The organism is Agromyces atrinae, from assembly GCF_013407835.1.
Classification (GTDB): domain Bacteria; phylum Actinomycetota; class Actinomycetes; order Actinomycetales; family Microbacteriaceae; genus Agromyces; species Agromyces atrinae.
Genome location: NZ_JACCBI010000001.1, coordinates 2,038,092 through 2,059,428, shown reverse-complemented (window position 1 = coordinate 2,059,428; position 21,337 = coordinate 2,038,092). Strand labels below are relative to the sequence as shown.

At 69.2% G+C, this 21,337-nt stretch carries 23 protein-coding genes; 18 read left to right on the top strand and 5 right to left on the bottom strand.

The features are described 5' to 3' along the window. Window positions 1-30 precede the first annotated feature (30 nt). The 9 genes from BJ972_RS09650 (at window position 31) to BJ972_RS09610 (ending at window position 9,514) form a co-directional block, all read left to right on the top strand. Window positions 31-609 (top strand): RNA polymerase sigma factor, encoded by a 579-nt coding sequence (locus BJ972_RS09650; RefSeq protein WP_129173466.1) that lies wholly within the window; start codon window positions 31-33, stop codon window positions 607-609. Next, window positions 606-1,229 (top strand): Asp23/Gls24 family envelope stress response protein, encoded by a 624-nt coding sequence (locus BJ972_RS09645; protein WP_129173468.1) that lies wholly within the window; start codon window positions 606-608, stop codon window positions 1,227-1,229. The genes BJ972_RS09650 and BJ972_RS09645 overlap by 4 nt, the downstream gene beginning before the upstream one ends. Beyond that, on the top strand, window positions 1,226-1,570 hold the full coding sequence (locus BJ972_RS09640; RefSeq protein ID WP_129173470.1) for a hypothetical protein: 345 nt from the start codon (window positions 1,226-1,228) through the stop codon (window positions 1,568-1,570). Before BJ972_RS09645 ends, BJ972_RS09640 begins: the two co-directional genes overlap by 4 nt. A gap of 236 nt (window positions 1,571-1,806) precedes the next feature. Further along, window positions 1,807-1,896, top strand: coding sequence for a potassium-transporting ATPase subunit F (locus BJ972_RS09635; protein WP_129173472.1), 90 nt, complete (start codon window positions 1,807-1,809; stop codon window positions 1,894-1,896). After that, on the top strand, window positions 1,896-3,569 hold the full coding sequence (gene kdpA, locus BJ972_RS09630) for a potassium-transporting ATPase subunit KdpA (protein WP_129173474.1): 1,674 nt from the start codon (window positions 1,896-1,898) through the stop codon (window positions 3,567-3,569). Before BJ972_RS09635 ends, kdpA begins: the two co-directional genes overlap by 1 nt. Before the next feature lie 2 nt (window positions 3,570-3,571). Further along, the gene (gene kdpB, locus BJ972_RS09625) at window positions 3,572-5,659 is read left to right on the top strand and encodes a potassium-transporting ATPase subunit KdpB (RefSeq protein WP_129173476.1); all 2,088 of its coding nucleotides are present in this window, start codon (window positions 3,572-3,574) and stop codon (window positions 5,657-5,659) included. Window positions 5,660-5,688: 29 nt separating this feature from the next. Beyond that, entirely contained in the window at window positions 5,689-6,297 is a 609-nt protein-coding gene (kdpC, locus tag BJ972_RS09620) for a potassium-transporting ATPase subunit KdpC (protein ID WP_129173478.1), read from the top strand. A 17-nt stretch (window positions 6,298-6,314) separates the two neighbouring features. After that, complete coding sequence (locus tag BJ972_RS09615; RefSeq protein ID WP_129173480.1) at window positions 6,315-8,831, top strand: DUF4118 domain-containing protein; 2,517 nt, start codon at window positions 6,315-6,317, stop codon at window positions 8,829-8,831. Further along, entirely contained in the window at window positions 8,828-9,514 is a 687-nt protein-coding gene (locus BJ972_RS09610; RefSeq protein WP_129173482.1) for a response regulator, read from the top strand. The genes BJ972_RS09615 and BJ972_RS09610 overlap by 4 nt, the downstream gene beginning before the upstream one ends. 515 nt (window positions 9,515-10,029) lie before the next feature. Here the strand turns inward: BJ972_RS09610 and BJ972_RS09605 are convergent. Together BJ972_RS09605 and BJ972_RS09600 are read right to left on the bottom strand one after the other, a co-directional pair. Next, window positions 10,030-10,698, bottom strand: a complete 669-nt coding sequence (locus BJ972_RS09605; RefSeq protein ID WP_129173484.1) for a potassium channel family protein — start codon at window positions 10,696-10,698, stop codon at window positions 10,030-10,032. Further along, window positions 10,691-12,076, bottom strand: a complete 1,386-nt coding sequence (locus BJ972_RS09600) for a TrkH family potassium uptake protein (RefSeq protein ID WP_241830753.1) — start codon at window positions 12,074-12,076, stop codon at window positions 10,691-10,693. Before BJ972_RS09600 ends, BJ972_RS09605 begins: the two co-directional genes overlap by 8 nt. Window positions 12,077-12,207: 131 nt before the next feature. Here BJ972_RS09600 and BJ972_RS09595 point away from each other — a divergent pair, with 131 nt between their 5' ends. The 3 genes from BJ972_RS09595 (at window position 12,208) to BJ972_RS09585 (ending at window position 13,276) form a co-directional block, all read left to right on the top strand. Beyond that, window positions 12,208-12,633: an ArsR/SmtB family transcription factor gene (locus BJ972_RS09595; RefSeq protein ID WP_129173488.1), complete on the top strand. Its 426-nt coding sequence runs from the start codon at window positions 12,208-12,210 to the stop codon at window positions 12,631-12,633. Window positions 12,634-12,746: 113 nt separating this feature from the next. After that, window positions 12,747-12,845: a 30S ribosomal protein bS22 gene (locus BJ972_RS09590; RefSeq protein WP_003792170.1), complete on the top strand. Its 99-nt coding sequence runs from the start codon at window positions 12,747-12,749 to the stop codon at window positions 12,843-12,845. Window positions 12,846-13,030: 185 nt separating this feature from the next. Next, complete coding sequence (locus BJ972_RS09585) at window positions 13,031-13,276, top strand: glutaredoxin family protein (RefSeq protein ID WP_129173490.1); 246 nt, start codon at window positions 13,031-13,033, stop codon at window positions 13,274-13,276. A gap of 70 nt (window positions 13,277-13,346) precedes the next feature. Here the strand turns inward: BJ972_RS09585 and BJ972_RS09580 are convergent, their stop codons facing one another. Next, window positions 13,347-13,748 (bottom strand): SHOCT domain-containing protein, encoded by a 402-nt coding sequence (locus BJ972_RS09580; RefSeq protein WP_129173492.1) that lies wholly within the window; start codon window positions 13,746-13,748, stop codon window positions 13,347-13,349. A gap of 139 nt (window positions 13,749-13,887) precedes the next feature. Between BJ972_RS09580 and BJ972_RS09575 the strand changes: the two genes are divergently transcribed. Continuing rightward, a complete protein-coding gene (locus BJ972_RS09575) occupies window positions 13,888-14,829 on the top strand; it encodes an HAD family hydrolase (protein WP_129173494.1) in 942 nt (313 codons plus the stop codon). On the opposite strand, the gene BJ972_RS09570 is transcribed toward BJ972_RS09575, so the two are convergent. Together BJ972_RS09570 and aspS are read right to left on the bottom strand one after the other, a co-directional pair. After that, a complete protein-coding gene (locus BJ972_RS09570; RefSeq protein WP_164989889.1) occupies window positions 14,823-14,984 on the bottom strand; it encodes a hypothetical protein in 162 nt (53 codons plus the stop codon). The two genes, BJ972_RS09575 and BJ972_RS09570, sit on opposite strands and share 7 nt — an antisense overlap. A 135-nt stretch (window positions 14,985-15,119) precedes the next feature. Beyond that, window positions 15,120-16,463 carry an aspartate--tRNA(Asn) ligase gene (gene aspS, locus BJ972_RS09565; RefSeq protein ID WP_129173496.1) on the bottom strand — a complete coding sequence of 448 codons (1,344 nt, stop codon included), beginning with the start codon at window positions 16,461-16,463 and terminating at the stop codon, window positions 15,120-15,122. 62 nt (window positions 16,464-16,525) lie between these two features. Here aspS and BJ972_RS09560 point away from each other — a divergent pair, with 62 nt between their 5' ends. The 5 genes from BJ972_RS09560 to ccsB are packed head-to-tail and all read left to right on the top strand — an operon-like array spanning window position 16,526 to window position 21,208. After that, a complete protein-coding gene (locus BJ972_RS09560) occupies window positions 16,526-17,173 on the top strand; it encodes a histidine phosphatase family protein (protein ID WP_129173498.1) in 648 nt (215 codons plus the stop codon). Beyond that, window positions 17,173-17,769 carry a TlpA family protein disulfide reductase gene (locus BJ972_RS09555; RefSeq protein WP_129173500.1) on the top strand — a complete coding sequence of 199 codons (597 nt, stop codon included), beginning with the start codon at window positions 17,173-17,175 and terminating at the stop codon, window positions 17,767-17,769. Before BJ972_RS09560 ends, BJ972_RS09555 begins: the two co-directional genes overlap by 1 nt. Before the next feature lies 1 nt (window position 17,770). Further along, complete coding sequence (locus BJ972_RS09550) at window positions 17,771-18,523, top strand: cytochrome c biogenesis CcdA family protein (protein ID WP_129173502.1); 753 nt, start codon at window positions 17,771-17,773, stop codon at window positions 18,521-18,523. Next, on the top strand, window positions 18,507-20,204 hold the full coding sequence (gene resB, locus BJ972_RS09545) for a cytochrome c biogenesis protein ResB (protein ID WP_241830754.1): 1,698 nt from the start codon (window positions 18,507-18,509) through the stop codon (window positions 20,202-20,204). Before BJ972_RS09550 ends, resB begins: the two co-directional genes overlap by 17 nt. Next, window positions 20,201-21,208 (top strand): c-type cytochrome biogenesis protein CcsB, encoded by a 1,008-nt coding sequence (ccsB, locus tag BJ972_RS09540; RefSeq protein WP_373366817.1) that lies wholly within the window; start codon window positions 20,201-20,203, stop codon window positions 21,206-21,208. Before resB ends, ccsB begins: the two co-directional genes overlap by 4 nt. Window positions 21,209-21,337 lie beyond the last annotated feature (129 nt).

The following is a 21,337-nucleotide window of genomic DNA, read 5'->3' as shown; positions in this document are numbered from 1 at the left end:
TCCTCGAGATTCTCGACGAGAGGCGAGTGCATGGTCGGCGGCCACGATGCTTCGAGCGGCGAGAGCGCGCTCGACGCGGCGCCCGACGCGGTGCTCGCGCTCCGGTCGGCCGACGGCGACTCGACGGCCTTCGGCGTGCTCGTCCGACGGCACATCTCGGTCATGCGCGCCTACGCGTGGCGACTGACCGGTTCGCAGGCCGATGCGAGCGACGCCGTCCAAGAGGCGCTCATCACGATCTGGCGGAAGCTCCCCGAACTCGAGGACCCCGACCGCGTGCGCGGGTGGATGATGCGGATCGTGAGTTCGCGCTCGTTCGACCTCATCCGCGCTCGTCGACCGCACGACGACATCACCGATGTCGACCCCGCCGATCGCGACGACTCGGGCCCCGAGCGTCGCGCCGAATCGAGCTCCGCGATGCGCGCGCTCGCCGCGGCACTCCGCCAACTGCCCGAGACGCAGCGGCAGTGCTGGGTGCTGCGCGAGGTCGGGGGAGAGAGCTACGACGAGATCGCCGAGCACCTCGGCACGACGACGGCCGCCGTGCGCGGTGCCCTCGCCCGAGCCCGAGCGACTCTCGTGACGACCATGGAGGAGTGGCGATGAACGATCTGACGCCCATCGACCCGCCCGGCCCCGATGCCGATGACGAGAACGACGCGGTCGAGCGCATCTCCGAGTACCTCGAGGCGGGCCGCGTGCCCTACGACCCGTCGATCGAGGAGGACCCCGAGGCCCGGGCGATCCTGCGCTCGCTCATCCGTCTCCGCTCGCTGTCGGGCGAGCTGATCGAAGCGGATGCCGCGTCGCTGCCCGCTCCCGACGACTCCTGGCTCAAGGGGGTGCTCGGCGCCGTGACCCGTGAGGCGCGCTCCGGCCGAGACATCCCGTTCTCGTCGACCGAACCCGGTGACCGTTTCCTCATCACCGAGGGTGCCGTGCGCGGTCTCATCCGCGATGCCGGCGACAGCGTCGAGGGCGTGCTCGTCGGGCGCTGCTCGATCGAGGGCGACGTCACCGACCCGGGCGCCGAGGTCACGATCTCGCTCACGGCGACGGTGCTCTACGGCATCTCGATCACCGATTCCGCCGAGCACGTCCGCGCCGCCGTGCACTCGGCGCTCCTTCGTCACACCGAACTCACGGTCGTCTCGATCGACGTCGAGATCACCGATGTCTTCATCGCCCGAGCCCCGAAGGCCGACACCGAGGGAGCACCGTCATGAGCGACGTCCAGCCGATCGCCGCGAGTGTCGCCCAGGGAATCCGCTCGGTTCCCGGCGTCGTCGGCATCTACTCGCCTCGACCCGCCGTGCTCGAAGCGGCACGCACCGCCGCGGCGGCCGTCGCCGGCGCCGTGCTCGGAGTGCCCGAGCCGACCACGGAGGTCGTCGTCGACATCCGCGACGACGTCGCCGTCGTGCGCGTCGACATCGCGGCGGATGCCCGTCATCGCGCGGGCGAGATCGCTCGCGCCGTCGCCGCCGACGTGCGCTCACGGTTCGCGGCCGAGGCGCCGGGCCTGCCCGTCGAGGTGACGGTGCGCATCGCCTCGCTCGACAGCTGAGCCGCGCGTAGGGGAAGCGTGAGGATCACGCACGGAGCCGTAGGGAAACCGTAAGGACTCGCGTTCGGCGACCCCGCGCGGCGTTGGATCGGAACGTGCCCGTGACCGGGCATCCGTGCCCGATCGGGCACCGGCATCCGTCTGTGGGAGTCTTCCGTGCTCGACCTCGTCTGGGTTCTCGGCATCTTCGCCGTCTTCGCCGTCGTCGGCCTCGTCGTGCGAGGGGTGGAGAAGCTGTGATCTTCTTCGAACTCCTCGCCGCGGGCCTCGGCATCGCCGCTGTGGTGTACCTCGTGTGCGCCCTCGTCCGACCCGGGCGATTCTGATGGAGGTGCTCCTCGCGATCCTGCCCGTCGCGACACTCGTCCTCGTGCTCGCCCTCCTGCACCGCCCGCTCGGCGACTACATGGCGCGCGTCTTCACCGGGGCGAAGGACGCCCGCATCGAGCGTGTCGTCTACCGGCTCATCGGGGTCGATCCGCGTGCCGAGCAGTCGTGGGGCGCGTACGCCCGCGGCGTCATCGTCTTCTCGATCGTCGGCGTGCTCGCGCTCTACCTCCTGCAGCGCACGCAGCAGCTGCTGCCCGGTGCACTCGGGCTGCCTGCCGTACCCGAAGGCCTCGCGTTCAACACCGCGATCTCGTTCGTCACGAACACCAACTGGCAGTCGTACTCGCCCGAGCTCACGATGGGCTATACGGTGCAGCTCGCGGGGCTCGCCGTGCAGAACTTCCTCTCGGCCGCTGTCGGCATCGCCGTCGCGATCGCCCTCGTGCGTGGTCTCGCGGCCCGGCGCAGCGGCACGATCGGCAACGTCTGGGTCGACGTGTTCCGCGCGACCTTCCGGCTCCTCCTTCCGCTCTCCGTCATCGCCGCCGTCGTGCTGCTCGCCGGCGGTGTCATCCAGAACCTCACGGGATTCACCGAGGTCGGCACGATCGCGGGCGGAACCCAGAACGTGCCGGGCGGCCCCGTCGCCTCGCAAGAGGCGATCAAGCTCCTCGGCACCAACGGCGGCGGCTTCTTCAACGCGAACTCCGCGCACCCGTTCGAGAACCCGACGCCGTGGACCAACCTGTTCGAGATCGTGCTCATGCTCGCGATCCCGTTCTCGCTGCCGCGCACGTTCGGCCGCATGGTCGGCGACCCGAAGCAGGGAACCGCGATCCTCGCCGTCATGGCGACGCTCTTCGCGGTGTCGATGACCCTCCTCGGCATCCTCGAGTCGGCGGGGGCGGGAACCGCGCCCGCGCTCGCCGGGGGAGCGATGGAGGGCAAGGAGACCCGCTTCGGCATCCTCGGCTCGACGCTCTTCGGTACGACCTCGACCCTCACCTCGACGGGCGCCGTCAACTCGATGCACGACTCGTACACGTCGCTCGGCGGCATGCTGCCGATGATCAACATGATGCTCGGCGAGATCGCGCCGGGCGGTGTCGGCTCCGGTCTCTACGGCATGCTCGTGCTCGCCGTCATCGCGGTCTTCATCGCGGGTCTGCTCGTCGGTCGCACGCCCGAGTACCTCGGCAAGAAGATCGGGCCGCGCGAGATGACGCTCGCGAGCCTCTTCATCCTCGTGACCCCGACGCTCGTGCTCGCCGGTACAGCGCTGAGCTTCGCGATCCCGCCGCTCCGCGAGAACGTCGAGGCGGTGTCGATCTGGAACCCGGGCCTCCACGGCCTCTCGGAGGTGCTCTACGCGTTCACGTCGGCGGCCAACAACAACGGCTCGGCCTTCGCCGGTCTCACGGCGAACACCGACTGGTTGAACGCCGCGCTCGGCGTCGCCATGGCGCTCGGCCGCTTCGTGCCGATCGTGATCGTGCTCGCGCTCGCCGGTTCGTTCGCCGCCCAGGACACCGTGCCCGCGACATCCGGAACCCTGCCGACGCACCGACCGCTCTTCGTGGGTCTCCTGCTCGGCGTCACGGTGCTCGTCACCGCACTCACCTACTTCCCCGTTCTCGCGCTGGGTCCCCTGGCTGAAGGGCTGAACTGACCATGACCACCGTCCTCTCCGGATTCGCACGGGCGCTGCCCGGCGCACTCCGCAAACTCGATCCGCGACTCATGTGGCGGAACCCCGTGATGTTCCTCGTCGAGATCGGCGCCGTGCTCACGACGGCGATCGTGATCGCCGAGCCGTTCCTCGGCGTCGCCGAGTCGGGCGGAGCGTCCGTGCCCGCGTCGTTCACGTGGGGGATCGCGGTGTGGCTCTGGCTCACCGTGCTCTTCGCGAACCTCGCCGAGTCGGTCGCCGAGGGACGCGGCAAGGCGCAGGCCGACAGCCTGCGGAAGACGCGCACCTCGACGGTCGCGCATCGGGTCGCGTCGTACGACGCGGCGACGGATGCCGGTGCCGAGCGCACTCCGTCTCTCGACGTGTCTTCGGCCGATCTCGCCCTCGGCGACGTCGTGGTCGTCTCGGCGGGCGAGCTCGTACCGGGCGACGGCGACATCGTGTGGGGCATCGCCTCGGTCGACGAGTCGGCGATCACGGGCGAGTCGGCACCCGTCGTGCGCGAGTCGGGCGGCGACCGCTCGGCGGTGACGGGCGGCACTCGCGTGCTCTCCGACCGCATCGTCGTGCGCATCACCTCGAAGCCCGGCGAGACCTTCGTCGACCGCATGATCGCCCTCGTCGAGGGTGCGAGCCGTCAGAAGACGCCCAACGAGATCGCACTCAACATCCTGCTCGCGAGCCTGTCGATCGTGTTCGTCATGGTCGCGCTCACCCTCAACCCGATCGCGTCGTACGCCGCGAGCCCCGTCTCGGTACCCGTGCTCGTCGCGCTGCTCGTGTGCCTCATCCCGACGACGATCGGCGCGCTCCTCTCGGCGATCGGCATCGCCGGCATGGATCGCCTCGTGCAGCGGAACGTGCTCGCCCTCTCGGGTCGCGCCGTCGAGGCCGCGGGCGATGTCACGACCCTCCTGCTCGACAAGACGGGGACGATCACGTACGGCAACCGACGGGCGAGCGCGTTCGTGCCGCTCACGGGCGTCGGCGAGCACGAACTCGCCCGCGCGGCGTCACTGGCCTCGCTCGCCGACCCCACTCCCGAGGGCGTCTCGATCGTCGAGCTCGCCGCAGCCGCCGGCATCCGTTTCGGGCAGTCGCCCGCGGGCGACCCCGTGCCATTCACCGCGCAGACGCGCATGAGCGGCATCGACCTCGGCGACGGCGCCCGCGTGCGGAAGGGTGCGGGATCCGCGGTCGCCGCGTGGGTCGAGGAGGCCGGACGGATGCCGTCGACGCTCGTCGCCGAACTCGACGACCGCGTCGGTGAGATCTCGCAGTCGGGAGGCACGCCGCTCGTCGTCGCGGAGCGGACCGTCGACGGCACGGCGCGCGTACTCGGCGTCGTGCACCTGAAGGATGTCGTGAAGGACGGCCTCGCCGAGCGCTTCGGCGAACTCCGTTCGATGGGAATCCGCACGGTCATGATCACGGGCGACAACCCGCTGACCGCGCGGGCCATCGCGACCGAGGCGGGCGTCGACGACTATCTCGCCGAGGCGACGCCCGAGGACAAGCTCGCCTACATCCGCTCGGAGCAGGCGGGCGGGCGACTCGTCGCGATGACGGGCGACGGCACGAACGACGCCCCGGCGCTCGCGCAGGCCGACGTCGGCGTCGCGATGAACACGGGCACGTCGGCCGCGAAGGAGGCCGGCAACATGGTCGACCTCGACTCCGACCCGACGAAGCTCATCGACATCGTCGGCATCGGCAAGCAGCTGCTCATCACGCGCGGCGCGCTCACGACGTTCTCGATCGCCAATGACATCGCCAAGTACTTCGCGATCATCCCCGCGCTCTTCGCGGGCGTGCTGCCGGGGCTCGCGGTGCTCAACATCATGCAGTTGCACTCGCCCGCCTCAGCGATCCTCTCGGCGATCATCTTCAACGCGCTCGTCATCGTCGTGCTCATCCCGCTCGCGCTCCGCGGCGTGCGGTACCGGCCGGGCTCCGCATCCGCCCTGCTCGGGCGGAACCTCCTCGTCTACGGGCTCGGCGGCGTCATCGCCCCGTTCGTCGGGATCAAACTCATCGACCTCGTCGTGAGTCTGCTGCCCGGATTCTGACCCACCCTCCGACAGAAAGAAGAGCCACCATGGCCTCCCCTCGGCAGACCCTGCGCACCACCGGCGTCGCGATTCGACTGCTCCTCATCTCGACCCTCGTCCTCGGTGTCGGCTACACAGCCGTCATCCTCGGCGTCGGCCAGCTCGCGTTCCCCGCGGCGGCGAACGGATCGACGATCACGCAGGACGGAGAAGTGGTCGGTTCGGCCCTCATCGGTCAGTCGTTCACCGACGCCGACGGAGAGCCGCTGCCCGAGTACGTCCAGTCGCGCCCCTCGGCGGCCGGGGACGGCTACGACGCGGGTGCGTCGAGCGGCTCGAACCTCGGCCCCGAGAACGCCGACCTCATCGCGCTCATCGAGGAACGGCGCGCGAACGTCGCCGAGCTCGAGGGTGTCGACCCGACGACCGTGCCCGTCGGTGCGCTCACGGCCTCGGCGTCGGGTCTCGACCCGCACATCAGCCCCGAGTACGCGCTGCTGCAGGTGCCGCGCGTCGCCCGCGAGCGCGGTCTCGACGAGGCGGAGGTGCGTGAGCTCGTCGAGTCTATGATTCAGGGACGAGACCTCGGCTACCTCGGCGAGCCGACCGTGAACGTGCTCCGCCTGAACCTCGCGCTCGACGAGCGCTCACGCTGAGAGGAACGGACAGGGAGATGCGACGCGGTCGCTTGAGGGTGCTGCTGGGGGCCGCGCCCGGCGTGGGCAAGACCTATGCGATGCTCGCCGAGGCCCGCCGCTCGCTCGCCGAGGGCCGTGACGTCGTCGTCGCCGTCGTCGAGACCCACGGCCGGGTCGCGACCGCCGCCCTCCTCGACGGACTCGAGGTCGTGCCGCGTCGTCGCGCTGCGCACCGCGGCGTCGAGCTCGACGAGATGGACCTCGACGCCGTCATCCGCCGCGCCCCCGACGTCGCCCTCGTCGACGAGCTCGCCCACACGAACGCCCCGGGCGGCGCGCACGAGAAGCGGTGGCAGGACGTCGAGGCGCTGTTGGATGCCGGTATCGACGTCGTCTCGACCGTGAACATCCAACACATCGTGTCGCTCGGCGACGTCGTGCAGCAGATCACGGGAGCACCGCAGCGCGAGACCGTTCCCGACGCCGTGCTGCGCGCCGCCGACCAGATCGAGATCGTCGACCTCGCGCCCGAGGCGCTCCGCGATCGCCTCGCGAGCGGCCAGGTGTACCCCGCCGAGCGCATCGACGCGGCGCTTTCGAACTACTTCCGGCTCGGCAACCTCACCGCCCTCCGCGAGCTCGCGCTGCTGTGGCTCGCCGACGAGGTCGACAGCGCCCTGCAGTCCTATCGCAGTGCGCACGGCATCGAGTCGAAGTGGGAGGCGCGCGAGCGCGTCGTCGTCGCCCTCACGGGCGGCGCCGAGGGCGAGACGCTGCTACGCCGAGGTGCGCGGATCGCGGCGCGGTCGGCGGGCGGCGAACTGCTCGCCGTGCACGTGTCGACGCAGGACGGGCTGCGCGCCGCCGATCCGGGTGCCCTCGCCGAGCAGCGCCGCCTCGTCGAGTCGCTCGGCGGCAGTTACCACCAGGTCGTCGGCGACGACATCCCCGACGCCCTCATCAGCTTCGCGCGCGCCGCGAACGCGACCCAGCTCGTCGTCGGTGTGAGTCGTCGCGGGCGACTGGCCGCGGCGCTCACCGGCCCGGGGATCGGGGCGACCGTCATCCGCGAGGCCGGCGAGATCGACGTGCACATCGTCACCCACGCGCGCGTCGGCGGGCGCTTCGCTCTGCCCCGGCTGCGTGCCGGAGCGCTCACCGTGCGGCGTCGGGTCCTCGGCTTCGCGCTCGCTCTTCTCGGTGGGCCGCTTCTCACGGTGCTGCTCGTCGCGTTGCGGAGCGATGAGTCGATCACGAGCGATGTGCTCGCGTACCAGCTGCTCGTCATCCTCGTCGCGCTCGTCGGCGGCATCTGGCCGGCGCTCTTCGCCGCGGTGCTCTCGGGCATCACGCTCGACTACTTCTTCGTCGACCCGGTGCACACGATCACGGTCGACGAGCCCCTGCACCTCTTCGCCCTCGGGCTCTACGTCGCCAATGCCCTGCTCGTGAGTGCGATCGTCGACCGTGCCGCTCGCCGCGCCCGCGCCGCACAACGCGCCTCGGCCGAGTCGGAGCTGCTCGCGACGATCGCGGGAAGCGTGCTGCGCGGCGAGGGAGCCCTGCAGGCGATGATCGGTCGCACGCGCGAGGCGTTCTCTCTCGCCGGTGTGCGGCTCATCGCGAGCGGCGCCGTGCTCGCGACCGATGGCGAGCCCGCGGGTGCGCTCTCGACGATCGCCGTGGGCGACCGCGCCGTGCTCGAACTGTACGGGCGCGACCCCGCGGCGTCCGAGCGACGGCTGCTCACCGTCATCGCCGCCCAGATCGATGCGACGCTCGAGCACGGCGACCTCGCCGAGACCGCGAAGGAGGTCGGCCCGCTCGCCGCGACCGATCGCGTGCGCACGGCGCTGCTCTCGGCGGTCAGTCACGACCTGCGTCGCCCGCTCGCCTCGGCGACGGCCTCGGTGTCGGCGCTGCGTTCCTCGGCGGTCGTGCTCTCCGATGCCGACCGCGCCGAGCTCCTCGAGACCGCCGACGAGAGCCTCGACATCCTCGCGCGACTCGTGACCGACTTGCTCGACGTGAGCCGCGTGCAGGCCGGCGTGCTCGGCGTCGCGATCTCTCCGGTCGACGTCGACGACGTCATCCTCGCCGCTCTCGACGAACTCGGGATCGGCCCGGCCGACGTCGACCTCGATCTCGACCGTGAGTTGCCGCTCGTCGCCGCCGATGCCGTGCTCCTGCAGCGCGTGCTCGTCAACCTGCTGACGAATGCGGCGCGCTACGACCCGCCGGAGACGCGTGTGCGCCTCTCGACGAGCACGTTCGCCGACACCGTGCAGGTGCGCGTCACCGACCACGGCCCCGGCGTCGCGCCCGAGCGTCGCGACGAGATCTTCGTGCCGTTCCAGCGCCTCGGCGACACCGACAACCAGACCGGCCTCGGCCTTGGGCTCGCCCTCTCGAAGGGGTTCACCGAGGGAATGGGCGGCGTGCTCGACGGAGAGGACACCCCCGGCGGCGGGCTCACGATGGTCGTGACGCTGCCGGTCGCGGGTACCGTGTCGACGGGTTCGACGGGTTCGACCGAGAGGGATGACGCATGAAGATCCTCATCGCCGATGACGACACCCAGATGCTGCGGGCGCTCCGCGTGACCCTCGGCGCACGGGGATACGGCGTCGTCGTCGCGCACGATGGCCGCGCGGCCGTAAACCTCGCCGTCGAGGAGCGCCCCGACCTGTACCTGCTCGACCTCGGCATGCCCCACCTCGACGGCATCGAGGTCATCCACGCGCTCCGCGGGTGGACGAGCGCGCCCATCCTCGTCGTCTCGGGACGCACGGGATCATTCGACACCGTCGACGCGCTCGACGCGGGAGCCGACGACTACGTCACGAAGCCCTTCTCGATCGATGAGCTCCTCGCGCGCATCCGTGCGCTCGCCCGGCGCGTCGCTCCGCCCGAGTCCGACCCCGTCGTGACGTTCGCCGACGTCACGATCGACCTCGTCGCGAAGAGCGTCTCGCGCGGTGCGGGCGCCGGTGTGCACCAGGTGCGGCTCACGCCCACCGAGTGGCGCATCCTTGAGCTCCTCGTGCGGAACGAGGGGCGCCTCGTCACGCGGCAGACGCTGCTCACCGACATCTGGGGCCCGGCGCACGTGGCCGACAGCGGGTACGTACGCCTCTACATCGCGCAGCTCCGCAAGAAGCTCGAGCCCGACCCCGCGCACCCGCAGCACTTCCTCACCGAGGCCGGCATGGGCTACCGCTTCGTGCGCCCCTGACGCTGCGCGCCCCCGCGCCATCCCTCGCCCCTCACACCCCACCCCACGCACCTCCTCTCACCCGCAAGGAGTACCGTTCGCGCGCCGGAGTGCCGCGCGAGGCGCACTCCTACGCACGAGCTGCACTCCGCCGGGCGTGTGCGCCACGCGCGTCAGTTTCGGTACGAGTGACGAAGCGGATGACGGTGTGCCGTGTCATCCGCCATCCTGACCCCCACCCACTCGCGGGAGTGCCGTTCGCGCGCCGGAGTGCCGCGCGATACGCACTCCCACGCACGAGCGGCACTCCGCCGGGCGGGTGCGCCGCGCGGGGTGATTTCGACACGAGTGACGAACACGAATGGCGAAGCGGATGACGGTGCGCCGTGTCATCCGCCCCCCTGGCCCGCACCCACCCGCAGGAGTGCCGTTCGCGCACTGGAGTGCCGCGCGAGGCGCACTCCTACGCACGAGCTGCACTCCGCCGGGCGCGTGCGCTCCGCGGCCCGGGTGCGCCGCGCGCGGGCGACGCGCCCCTACTCGAGCGACGCGAAGCGCTCGATGTCGCCTTCCTTGCCGGTCACGATGATGAGGTCGTGGTTCGACACGACCGTCTTCTCGGTGGCGTAGGTGAAGTCCTTGCCGGGGCTCTTCACGCCGACGACGGTCACGTTGTACTTCGTGCGCACGCCCGACTCGGTGAGGTTCTTGCCGCGGATCGGCTTCGGCGGGTACATCTTCACGAGGGCGAAGTCGTCGTCGAACTCGATGAAGTCAATCATGCGCCCCGAGACGAGGTGCGCGACGCGCTCGCCGGCCTCGGCCTCGGGGTAGATGACGTGGTTCGCGCCGATGCGCTCGAGGATCTTGCCGTGCGACTGCGAGATGGCCTTCGCCCAGATCTGCGGGATCTTCAGGTCGACGAGGTTTGCGACGATGAGCACGCTCGCCTCGACCGACGAACCGACGGCGCACACGGCGATCGAGAAGTCCTGGGCACCGATCTGACGCAGCGCATCGATCGACTTCGCGTCGGCCTGCACGGCGTGCGTCACGCGCTCGGCCCACTTCTGCACGAGGGCGCCGCTCTCGTCGACGGCGAGCACCTCGCGGCCGAGACGATCGAGCTGGCCGGCGGTCGCCGCCCCGAACCGGCCGAGGCCGATGACGAGTACGGGCGCGTCGTGCTTGATGCGATCAACCAACGATGGGCCTCTCTTCCGGTCGCCGGAAGAGCTGCCTCTTCTGGCTCGCCGCGAGCGCTGCGGCGAGTGTCACTGTACCAACGCGCCCCATGAACATCGTCGCCGCCATGATGTAGACGCCGCTCGGCGGGAGGTCGGCCGTGAGTCCCGTCGTGAGACCGCACGTCGCGAATGCCGAGATGACGTCGAAGAGCACGTAGTCGAACGGCTCCTTCGTGATCTGCAGGATCGCGATCGAGGCGACCGCGACGATCGTGGCGCCCCACAGCACGACGCTGACGGCGAGGCGAAGGATGTCGCGGGGGATGCGACGCCCGAAGGCCTCCATCGCGGGCGCACCGCGCGCCTCGGCGAACGCCGCGAGGAAGAGCACAGCGAGCGTCGTGACCTTGATTCCACCGGCCGTCGAGGCCGAGCCGCCGCCGATGAACATGAGCATGCCGCTCACGAGCAGGCTCGAGCCGTTGAGGTCGGCCATGTCGATCGTCGCGAATCCGCCCGATCGCGTCATCGCCGACATGAAGAACGACTCGAAGATCGTGGGCCCGGCCTCGAGCTGTCCGTAGGTGCGTGGATTGTTGTACTCGAGCAGCAGGAACGCCGCGGCGCCGGCGACGAAGAGGATGACGGTCGTGACGAGTGTGAGCTTGACGTGCACCGACCACTTGCGCGGCTTCCGCCACGAGCGCGCGAGGGTGTAGATCACGGGGAAGCCGAGGCTGCCGAGGAAGACGCCCACCATGAGCAGCGAGAGGAACCAGAAGTCGTTCGCGAACTGCGCCGTGCCCTCGATGTTGGGACTGAAGCCCGTGTTCGTGAACGCCATCGCCGAGTAGTAGAAGCTGTGCCAGAGCGACGACCACCAGTCGAAGCCCGCGGCGAGCATGCTCGGGATCATGAGCACGGCGATGACGATCTCGATGATGAGGGCGCTCGCGGCGACGGTCACGAGCAGGCTGCCGACCTCGCCGAGGCGGACGGCCTGGCCTTCGTTGACCGGTCCGGCGTGGATGCGACCGGGGTTCGAGTCGCTCGCGGCGATGAGGCGGGCGCGGAGGCCGAGCTTCCGTGACACCGCGAGACCGAGGATCGACGCGATCGTGAGCACGCCGATGCCGCCGATGTTCACGCCGATGTAGACGAGCACGTTGCCGAACGCCGACCAGTGCGTCGCCATGTCGACGGTCGCGAGACCTGTCACGCAGATGACCGAGACGGCGGTGAAGAGGGCGTCGTGCAGCGGCGTCACGGAGCGGTCGGCCGTCGCGATCGGCAGGGAGAAGAGCAGCGTGAAGAGCAGGATGAGCCCGGCGAAGATGACGATCGCGAAGCGCGGGGGAGAGGTGCGAACGAAGGCGTCGAGACCGTCGCGGATCATGCCGAGGGCAGAGCGTGGTGCCGACGAGGAGTACCCCCGTGAGTCCGCCCGCATCCGAGCCCCCTTCCGACGCGTACCGGTTCAGCGCCCTGTCATGGTACTCCTCGCGCGGAATGACTAGCCTTGACCCTATGGCGGACATCTTCGACGTTGTGGCGGACACGACCAGACGTGACATCCTCGGCGTTCTCCTCGACCGTCACCAGGCGGCGACGGAGGGCGTCGGCGAGATCAGCGTGTCCGATATCGTCGCCACCCTGGGCCTCAGCCAGCCGACGGTGTCGAAGCATCTCAAGGTGCTGCGCGAGGCCGGGCTCGTGGGTGTGCGCGAAGAGGGTCAGCACCGCTACTACCACCTGGTGCAGCAGCCGCTCGAGGTCATCGAGGACTGGCTCATCCCGTTCCTCTCCGTCGACATCGCGGCCGATGCGGCAGCGCTCGTCGAGGCGGGCCTCGGTGCCGAGCAGCGCGCCTTCGCCGAGTCGATCGGCAAGACCTTCGCCGACACGGCGTACAAGGTCACGAGCGTCGTGAAGTCCGTCGGCCCGAAGAAGTAGCGGGGTTCAACCCGTCGCGCGGCAGGCGGTCGCGGAATCGGCTAGACTACCCCGAGGCATTTAGCCTCCGGCTCGCGATTCGCGCGACCATTCGACTTCACTGTGAGGTATACGTGGGTTCCGTCATCAAGAAGCGGCGCAAGCGCATGGCGAAGAAGAAGCACCGCAAGCTTCTTCGCAAGACGCGCCACCAGCGTCGCAACAAGAAGTAGACACTACTTCTGCAGTGAGCGTCCGGCCTCGGTCGGGCGCTCTTTTGCATGCCCGGGCGCGCACCTTCACCTCTGCGCCTGCACCCGCCGAGTGTCGCCGTTTGCGTCGAGAGTCGCCGGTAGAGGGGGCTGACTCGACGCAAACGGCGACACTCGACTAACCGCGCGCTGCCTAGGCTGGGGGGATGACCGCTCTCACCCTCATCGGCAAGCCCGGATGCCACCTGTGCGACGACGCACGGGAGGTCGTGAACCGCGTGCTCGTCGACTTCCCCGACGTGAGCGTCGACGAGGTGTCGATCCTCGACGACGACGTGCTCTTCGAGCGGCACGTCGAAGAGATCCCGGTCGTCCTCATCGACGGAGCCGTCCACACCTTCTGGCGCGTCGACGAGAACCGTCTGCGCGCGGCTCTGACGACCGCCTCGTGATCGCGACCCATTAACGAACGAGAGGCGAATGGATGCCGGCATCCATTCGCCTCTCGTCGAGAGCGGGTGACTACGCGGTGTGCGCGAGTGCCTTCGCCTTCAGCAGGTTGTACTCGTCCTGCGTGATCGTGCCGGAGTCGAGGAGGCCCTTGGCCTTCGCGATCTCGTCGGACGGGCTCGCGCTCGTGCCGGCGGCGTGGCGGATGTAGGCGGCCTGAGCCTCCTGCAGGTGCTGCGTGTCCTTCGCCTGGCGCTCGGCCATGCCGCGGCCGCGCGCGATGAGGTACACGAGCGCCGTGATGAACGGCATGAAGACCAGGAAGATGATCCAGACGGCCTTCCACCAACCGTTGAGCTTCGTGTCGCGGAAGAGGTCGCCGATGATCGCGAAGAGTGCGAAGAGGTAGGCGATGAAGACGAACGCCCACAGGAACCAGCCGATGATGTCCCAGAAGTTTGCCCAGAAGCCCATGATGAACCTTTCGATGATGAGGAGGTGCGCGGGAAACGGAACCGCCGCCCCCGTCCACCGCTGAACCTACCGCTGATCGCGCTCTCCGGTCTAGGTTGGGGGCAGCGACGCGCGCCTGCGCCCGCGAAAGGGGGGTCCCGTGTCGACTGCTCTGGATTCGTGGCGGCCGGGGGCCGCGCGATCGGCCATCGAGTCGTTCGTCGCCGCGGTGACGACGGGCCCGAATGCGGTTCCCGTCGCCGAGCGCGTCGCCGTCTTCGACAACGACGGCACGCTCTGGACCGAGAAGCCGATGCCGACCCAGCTGCACTTCATCGTCGAGCAGTGGGCGCGGATGGCTCGTGATGACGCCAGCCTCGCGGGGCAGCAGCCCTACAAGGCCGCGCTCACCGGTGATCTCTCGTGGCTCGGCCACGCCGTCGAGAAGCACTACGCGGGTGACGACTCCGATCTCCACCTCATGATCGGCGCGATCGTCGCCTCGACGGCCAACGAGTCGGTCGAGGACTACCAGGAGGCCGTCGAGCGTTTCTACGCCGAGGCGCACCACCCGACCCTCGGCCGCCCGTACAGCGAGGCCGTCTACCGTCCGATGGTCGAGCTCCTCCGCTACCTCGAGGAGCATGGCTTCTCGTGCTATATCGTCTCGGGCGGCGATCGCGACTTCATGCGGCCCATGACGGTCGGCAACTACGGCATCCCCTCCGAGCGCGTCATCGGATCGGCACTCGGCCTCGCCTACGACGCCGACACCAACGAGATCCGCTACGGCACGTCGTTCGACTTCATGGATGACGGTCCGATCAAGCCCGTGCGCATCTGGAGCCGCATCGGCCGGCGTCCCCTCCTCGCGGTCGGCAACTCGAACGGCGACCTCCCGATGCTCGCCTACGTGAAGAAGCACCCCGTGAGCCTCAGCCTCCTCGTGCACCACGACGACGACTCCGGGCGGGGCGATGCTCCCTACGACTCGGGCGCCGAGACGGCGCTCGCCGAAGCAGACGAGCGCGGCCTCGTCGTCGTGAGCGTCAAGCACGACTGGGCGAACGTCTTCCCCGAGGGCGCAGGGTTGAATCAGTAGTGCTCGCGGCCGATCTCGCTCACGTCGATCGGTTCGGTCGCGAGCAACGACGACTCCCAACGCGAACCGGTCGACGAGTCGAGCAGTGTCGTGATGTCGATCGGCACCGACAGGGTCGGGGCGGTGACGATTCCTGCGGGGTCCACGATGTTCATGTTGAGCCTCTCGATCGACGCGGCATGACGATGCCGTCATCAGGGTTGTTGCCACGAGAGGCCGAAATGTGACACCCCAGTTCGGGTGTCATCCGTGTGGATCGAGCTCGGGCCGCGTCGGATCGCGGCGCGAGATCAGGGCAGCAGGCGCGTCGGGCCGCGGAAGAGGTAGGTCACCTCGCGGATCGACGACTCGTGCAGCAGCAGCATGAGCACGCGCGCGAGGCCCATGCCGAAGCCGCCGTGCGGGGGCACGCCGTATCGGAAGAAGTCGAGGTAGAAGCCGAGCTCCTCCGGGTCCATGCCCTTCTCGCGAGCCTGCTCCTCGAGCACCTCGACGCGGTGCTCGCGCTGGGCGCCCGTCGAGATCTCGACGCCGTTGAAAAGGAGGTCGTACGAGTTCGTGAGGCCCGCATCGGCGTCATGACGCTTGTGGTAGAACGGGCGGATGCTCGACGCGTAGTCGGTGAGGAACACGAACTCGTGGCCGAACTCCTCGGCGACGTAGGCGGCGATCTGGCGCTCGCCCTCGGGGTCCATGTCGGCGTCGGCGCGGGGCACGACGTAGCCGCGGCTCGCGACGATCTCCTTCGCCTCGGCGAGGGGGATGCGCGGGAACGGGGTCGTCGGCACGGTGACCTCGACGCCGAAGTGCTCGCGGATCTCGTCGCCGTGCTTCTCCTTGACGGCGGTGAACCCGGCGACGAGGAGCTCCTCGTGCAGCTTCATGACATCTTCGTGCGAGTCGACCCAGCTGATCTCGGTGTCGACCGAGGTGAACTCGGTCGCGTGGCGCGACGTGAACGAGGGGTCGGCGCGGAATGCGGGGCCGACCTCGAAGACCTTGCCGAAGCCCGCAGGCTGGGCCATCTGCTTGAAGAACTGGGGGCTCTGGGCGAGGTACGCCTTGCCCTCGAAGTAGTCGACCTCGAAGAGTTCGGCGCGCGACTCGGAGGCGCTCGCCATGAGCTTCGGCGTCTGGATCTCGATGAAGTCGTTGTCGACCCAGTAGGAGCGGAGCGCGTGCAGGAAGGTCGTCTGGATGCGGAAGACGAGGCTCTGCTTCGGCTGGCGGAGGTCGAGGAAGCGCCAGTCCATGCGCTTGTCGGGGCTCGAGTCGGCCGCGATGGGGGTCTCGGGGTTCGCGGCGGCGACGACGTCGAGGCCGGCGATCTTGATCTCGATGCCGCCGAGCTTCACGCGCTCGTCGTGCTTGAGTTCGCCCGTCACAGTGATGAACGAGCCGTGCGCGAGCGCCGAGATGGCCTCGGTCGTCTCGAGACGTGCGGCGTCGCCCTCGGCGGACTCCTCGCCGAGTTCGCGGAGGGCCGGGTTCACGAGCTGAACGGCGCCCGATTCATCGCGGAGGATGACGAACTGCACCTTCTTCTGATCACGCACGGTCTCGACCCAGCCGGAGACGCTGACGGGGCCGTCGGGAAGGGCGGCGAGGTTCTTGACGAGTACGCGAGAGGTCACGGGAGAACATCCTACCGGCGCATCCTCGGCGAACTCGGAGGGAGGGCCTCCGTAGACTGGAGATCGTGTCGGCCCAGCTCCACCTCGTGCGCCACGGCGAGGTCTTCAATCCTCAGCGCGTGCTCTACGGCCGCCTGCCTGGATTCGGCCTCTCCGACCTCGGCCGCGAGATGGCCGCCGCCGCCGCGGACGATCTCGTCGCGCGCGGACGCACCGTCGCCGCCCTCTACTCGTCGCCCCTCGAGCGCACGCGGCAGTCGGCCGAGCCGATCTCTCGGGCGTTCGACCTCGAGCCCGTCATCGACGAGCGCCTCATTGAACCGACCAACCGCTTCGAGGGGTCGCGCCTCCGCGGTGCGGGCGGCGCGCTCCGCAACCCCGCCAACTGGCCCCTGCTCGTGAACCCGTGGCGCCCCAGCTGGGGCGAGCCCTTCACCTCGATCGCTCGCCGCATGATCGCTGCGATGACGGATGCCGCGAGCGCTTCCGACTCGGACGGCGATCTCGTCTTCGTGAGCCACCAGCTCCCGATCTGGATGGCGCACCGCTCGATCGTCGGAGCCCGTCTCGCCCACGATCCGCGCCAGCGCCGGTGTGCGCTCTCGAGCATCACGAGCTTCGAACTGCAGAACGGCCGCCTCCACGAAGTGGGCTACGCCGACCCCGCCGCGCGTCTCGGCGCCCAGGCGACCGATCTGGGAGCCGTGTGATGACCTCCGTCCGCCTGCGTACCGCCGCCGTGCTCGCCGCGGCCGCCCTCCTCCTCGTCGGGTGCACGAGCGATCCCCTCGCCGACGACTACCGCTCGGGCAGCGGCAAGGGCTACATCTCGGGCGACGGTTCGCTCACCGAGGTCGCGGCCGACGACCGGGGCGAACCCGTCGAGTTCGAGGGCACCGCGATCGACGGCTCGGCGATCAGCTCGGCCGACTACGCGGGCGAGGTGCTCGTCGTGAACTTCTGGTACGCCGAGTGCGCCCCGTGCCGCGCCGAGGCGGGCGATCTGCAGCAGCTCAACGAGACTTTCGAGGGCGAAGAGGCCCACCTGCTCGGCGTCAACGTCCGTAACCAGGCCGCGACAGCCGCGTCGTTCGAGAAGCAGTACGGCGTGACCTACCCCTCCGTGCTCGACATCAACGACGGCACCGTGCAGCTCGCGTTCGCCGGCGAGGTGCCGCCGAACGCCGTGCCGACGACGATCGTGCTCGACCGCGAGGGCCGCATCGCCGCGCGCATCCTCGGTCAGCTGCGCGATCCGAAGATCGTCGAGACGATCGTGGGCGACCTGCTCGTCGAGGCCGAGTGACGTGGGCGTCGGTGAAGTCCTCTACAGCGGTCAACTCCTCTTCGCCCTCCCTCTCGCGCTCCTCGCGGGACTCCTGTCCTTCCTCTCACCCTGCGTCCTCCCGCTCGTGCCGGGTTACCTCGGCTACGTCGGAGGGTTCGCCGAGGCATCCGACGACCCCGCGATCGAACGACGCAACCGTCGCCGCCTCCTTCTCGGCGTCTCCCTCTTCATCGCCGGCTTCACCGCGGTCTTCCTCGTCTACGCGACCCTCGCCGGGGGAGCGGGCTCGTGGCTCTCGGCCTACCAGGGTCCGATCACGCGCGTGCTCGGCGTCGTGCTCATCATCATGGGCTTCGTCTTCATCGGGCAGTTCACGTTCATGCAGCGCTCCTTCAAGCCGGCGTGGCGCCCCGCGACCGGGCTCGGCGGTGCACCCCTCCTCGGCATCGTGTTCGGCATCGGCTGGACCCCGTGCATCGGTCCCGCCCTCACGGCCGTGCTCTCGCTCAGCCTCAACTCGCAGTCGGTGTGGCGCGGCGCGCTCCTCGGCCTCGTGTACTGCATCGGTCTCGGCATCCCGTTCCTGCTCGTCGCCCTCGGCTTCGGCTGGGTCACGGGATCGCTCGCGTGGCTGCGCCGTCACATCCGCGTCATCAACATCATCGGCGGCGCGCTCCTCGTCGCAATCGGAGTCATCATGGTGAGTGGACTGTGGACGGCATGGATGAGCGAACTCCAGGGGGTGATGATCGGTTTTGGCACGATCCTCTGATCACGACCCGCTGCGGCCGTCCGACCACGTCGACGGCACGCCCGATGCACGGCCGTCCGAATCCTCCATCACGCAGCCGAAGCTCGGCTTCGTCGGCACCCTCCGATTCATCTGGCGCCAGCTCACGAGCATGCGCACGGCGCTCTTCCTGCTGCTGCTGCTCGCGATCGCGGCCGTGCCCGGCTCGCTCGTGCCGCAGCGCTCGAGCGACCCCAACGGCGTCGTGCAGTACTTCGACAACAACCCCGATCTCGCGCCGTTCCTCGACAGCATCCAGATGTTCGACGTCTACTCGTCGGTCTGGTTCTCGAGCATCTACCTTCTGCTCTTCGTGTCGCTCATCGGCTGCGTCATCCCGCGAACCAAGCACCACTACGACGCCCTGCGCGCGCGGCCTCCAAAGACGCCCGCCCGCCTCGGGCGGCTCGCCGGGTACACCGAACGTGTGGTGTCGGCGGATGACGCGAGGGGCGTCACCGCCGACGATGCCGTCGCCTCGGCGACGACGGCGCTCCGCGGGCTCGGCTACCGCGTCGAGCCGTACCCCGTCGTGCGCGGCGCCTCGGTCTCGGCCGAGCGCGGCTACCTGCGTGAGACCGGCAACCTCGTCTTCCACATCGCCCTCCTCGGCATCCTCGTGACCGTCGGCATCGGCGGCGGCTTCGGCTTCGCCGGGCAGCGCGTCGTCGTCGAGGGCCAGTCGTTCGTCAACACGCTCTCGGCCTACGACTCGTTCAACCCGGGCCGCTTCTTCCAGGACTCCGAGCTCGACCCGTACCGCCTCGAACTTGAGAAGCTCGACGTCGAGTACGAGCTCATGAACGCCGACGCCTACGGCCAGCCGATCGACTTCACGGCGAACGTCGTCATCGAGGCCCAGGGCGAAGACGCCGAGCAGGGCCGCGTCAAGGTCAACGACCCGCTCCGCGCCCACGGCACCGACATCTTCCTCCTCGGCAACGGCTACGCGCCGACCGTGACCGTCCGGAACCCCGAGGGAGAGGTCGTCTATTCCGACTCGATCCCGTTCCTGCCGCAGGACGCGAACCTCTACTCCATCGGCATCATCAAGGTTCCGGACGGCCTCGCCGAGCAGGTGGGCATGGTCGGCCTCTTCTACCCGACGCAAGCCGAGGGCACGTCGGGCGCGTACTTCTCGTCGTTCCCCGACCTGCTCTACCCGATGCTCACGATCAACGTCTACCAGGGCGATCTCGGCATCGACGGCGGTGAGCCGAAGTCGGTCTACACGCTTGACACCGACAGCCTCGAGCAGTTGAGCGGCCGCGGAACCGGCGTCGACTCGATCGAGCTGCAGCCGGGCGAGACCGCCGACCTGCCGAACGGACTCGGCACGATCACCTTCGAGGACGCCCGCGGCGACGCGGCCGTCGACAGCGACTACGAGGGCAGCGTCTCGCGCTTCGCCTCTCTCGACATCCACCATGACCCGACTCAGGGCTGGGTGCTCGCCTTCGCGATCCTCTGCATCGGCGGGCTCGCGACGTCGCTCTTCGTCCCGCGACGCCGGCTCTGGGTGAAGGCCTTCGACGAGGCCGACGGATCGCTCCGCCTCGAGTACGCGGGCCTCGCCCGCGGCGACGACCCGACACTCGTCGACGCCGTCACTTCGCTCGCGGACAAGCACTCCGCGAGCCTCGAGCGTAAGGTTGATCTGTGACATTCGATCTCGGCGGATTCTCGATCCTCAGCGTGTACTCGGCGATGGCGCTCTATGCGCTCGCCTTCATCGCCTACTCGATCGACCTCGCCAAGCGCTCCGCCGTCGGCGGTGCGGCGGGAGCCGTGCCGGCCGAGGCCGAACAGCGTGCCGCCGCTCGTGCGATCGCGGGCCGTGGCGCCGCTGTCGTGACCGAGGCCGAGGCGCCGACATCCATCTCGAACCGCCCGTACACGACCTCGGCCGCACTCCGCGTCGGCGTCGCGCTGACGGTCCTCGCGTGGGCGCTGCACCTGACGGCGACGATCCTCCGCGGTCTCGCCGCCGGTCGTGTGCCGTGGGCCAACATGTACGAGTTCGCCCTCACCGGAACGCTCGTCATCACGACCGTCTACCTCGTCGTGATCACCGTCTCGAAGAAGACCGACCTGCGCTTCCTCGGAACGTTCATCTCGGGTCTCGTACTCGTCTTCCTCGGCGTCGCGACGACGAACTTCTACGTCAGCGTCATCCCCCTCCCGCCGGCGCTGCAGTCGGTGTGGCTCATCATCCACGTCTTCGTCGCGACCGCGGGCACAGGCTTCTTCGCCCTCGGCTTCGCGCTCTCGATCGTGCAGCTGCTGCAGTTCCGCCGCGAGAGCCTCATCGCGCAGGCGAAGGCCACGAAGCTGCGCTTCCTCGCGACGCTGCCGACCTCGGAGCAGCTCGAGAGCCTCGCCTACCGCGTCAACATCGTCGGCTTCATCCTCTGGACCTTCACGCTCATGGCCGGCGCCATCTGGGCCGAGCGCGCGTGGGGCCGCTACTGGGGCTGGGACACCAAAGAGGTGTGGACCTTCGTCATCTGGGTCGTCTACGCCGGCTACATCCACGCTCGTGCGACGCGCGGGTGGCGCGGTTCGCGTTCCGCCTGGCTCGCGATCATCGGCTTCTCGGCCGTGCTCTTCAACTTCACGGTCGTCAACCTCTTCTTCAAGGGCCTGCACGCCTACTCGGGTCTCTAGGATTCGCCTCACCCTTCACCCCTCACACCTCGCAGTTTGTGACTGCGTGATGCCGTTATAGCGCGCGCATACCGACATCCCGAGGTCACAAACCGCGGACGTGCCGGGGTGCCGGGGCGGCCGGGCGCG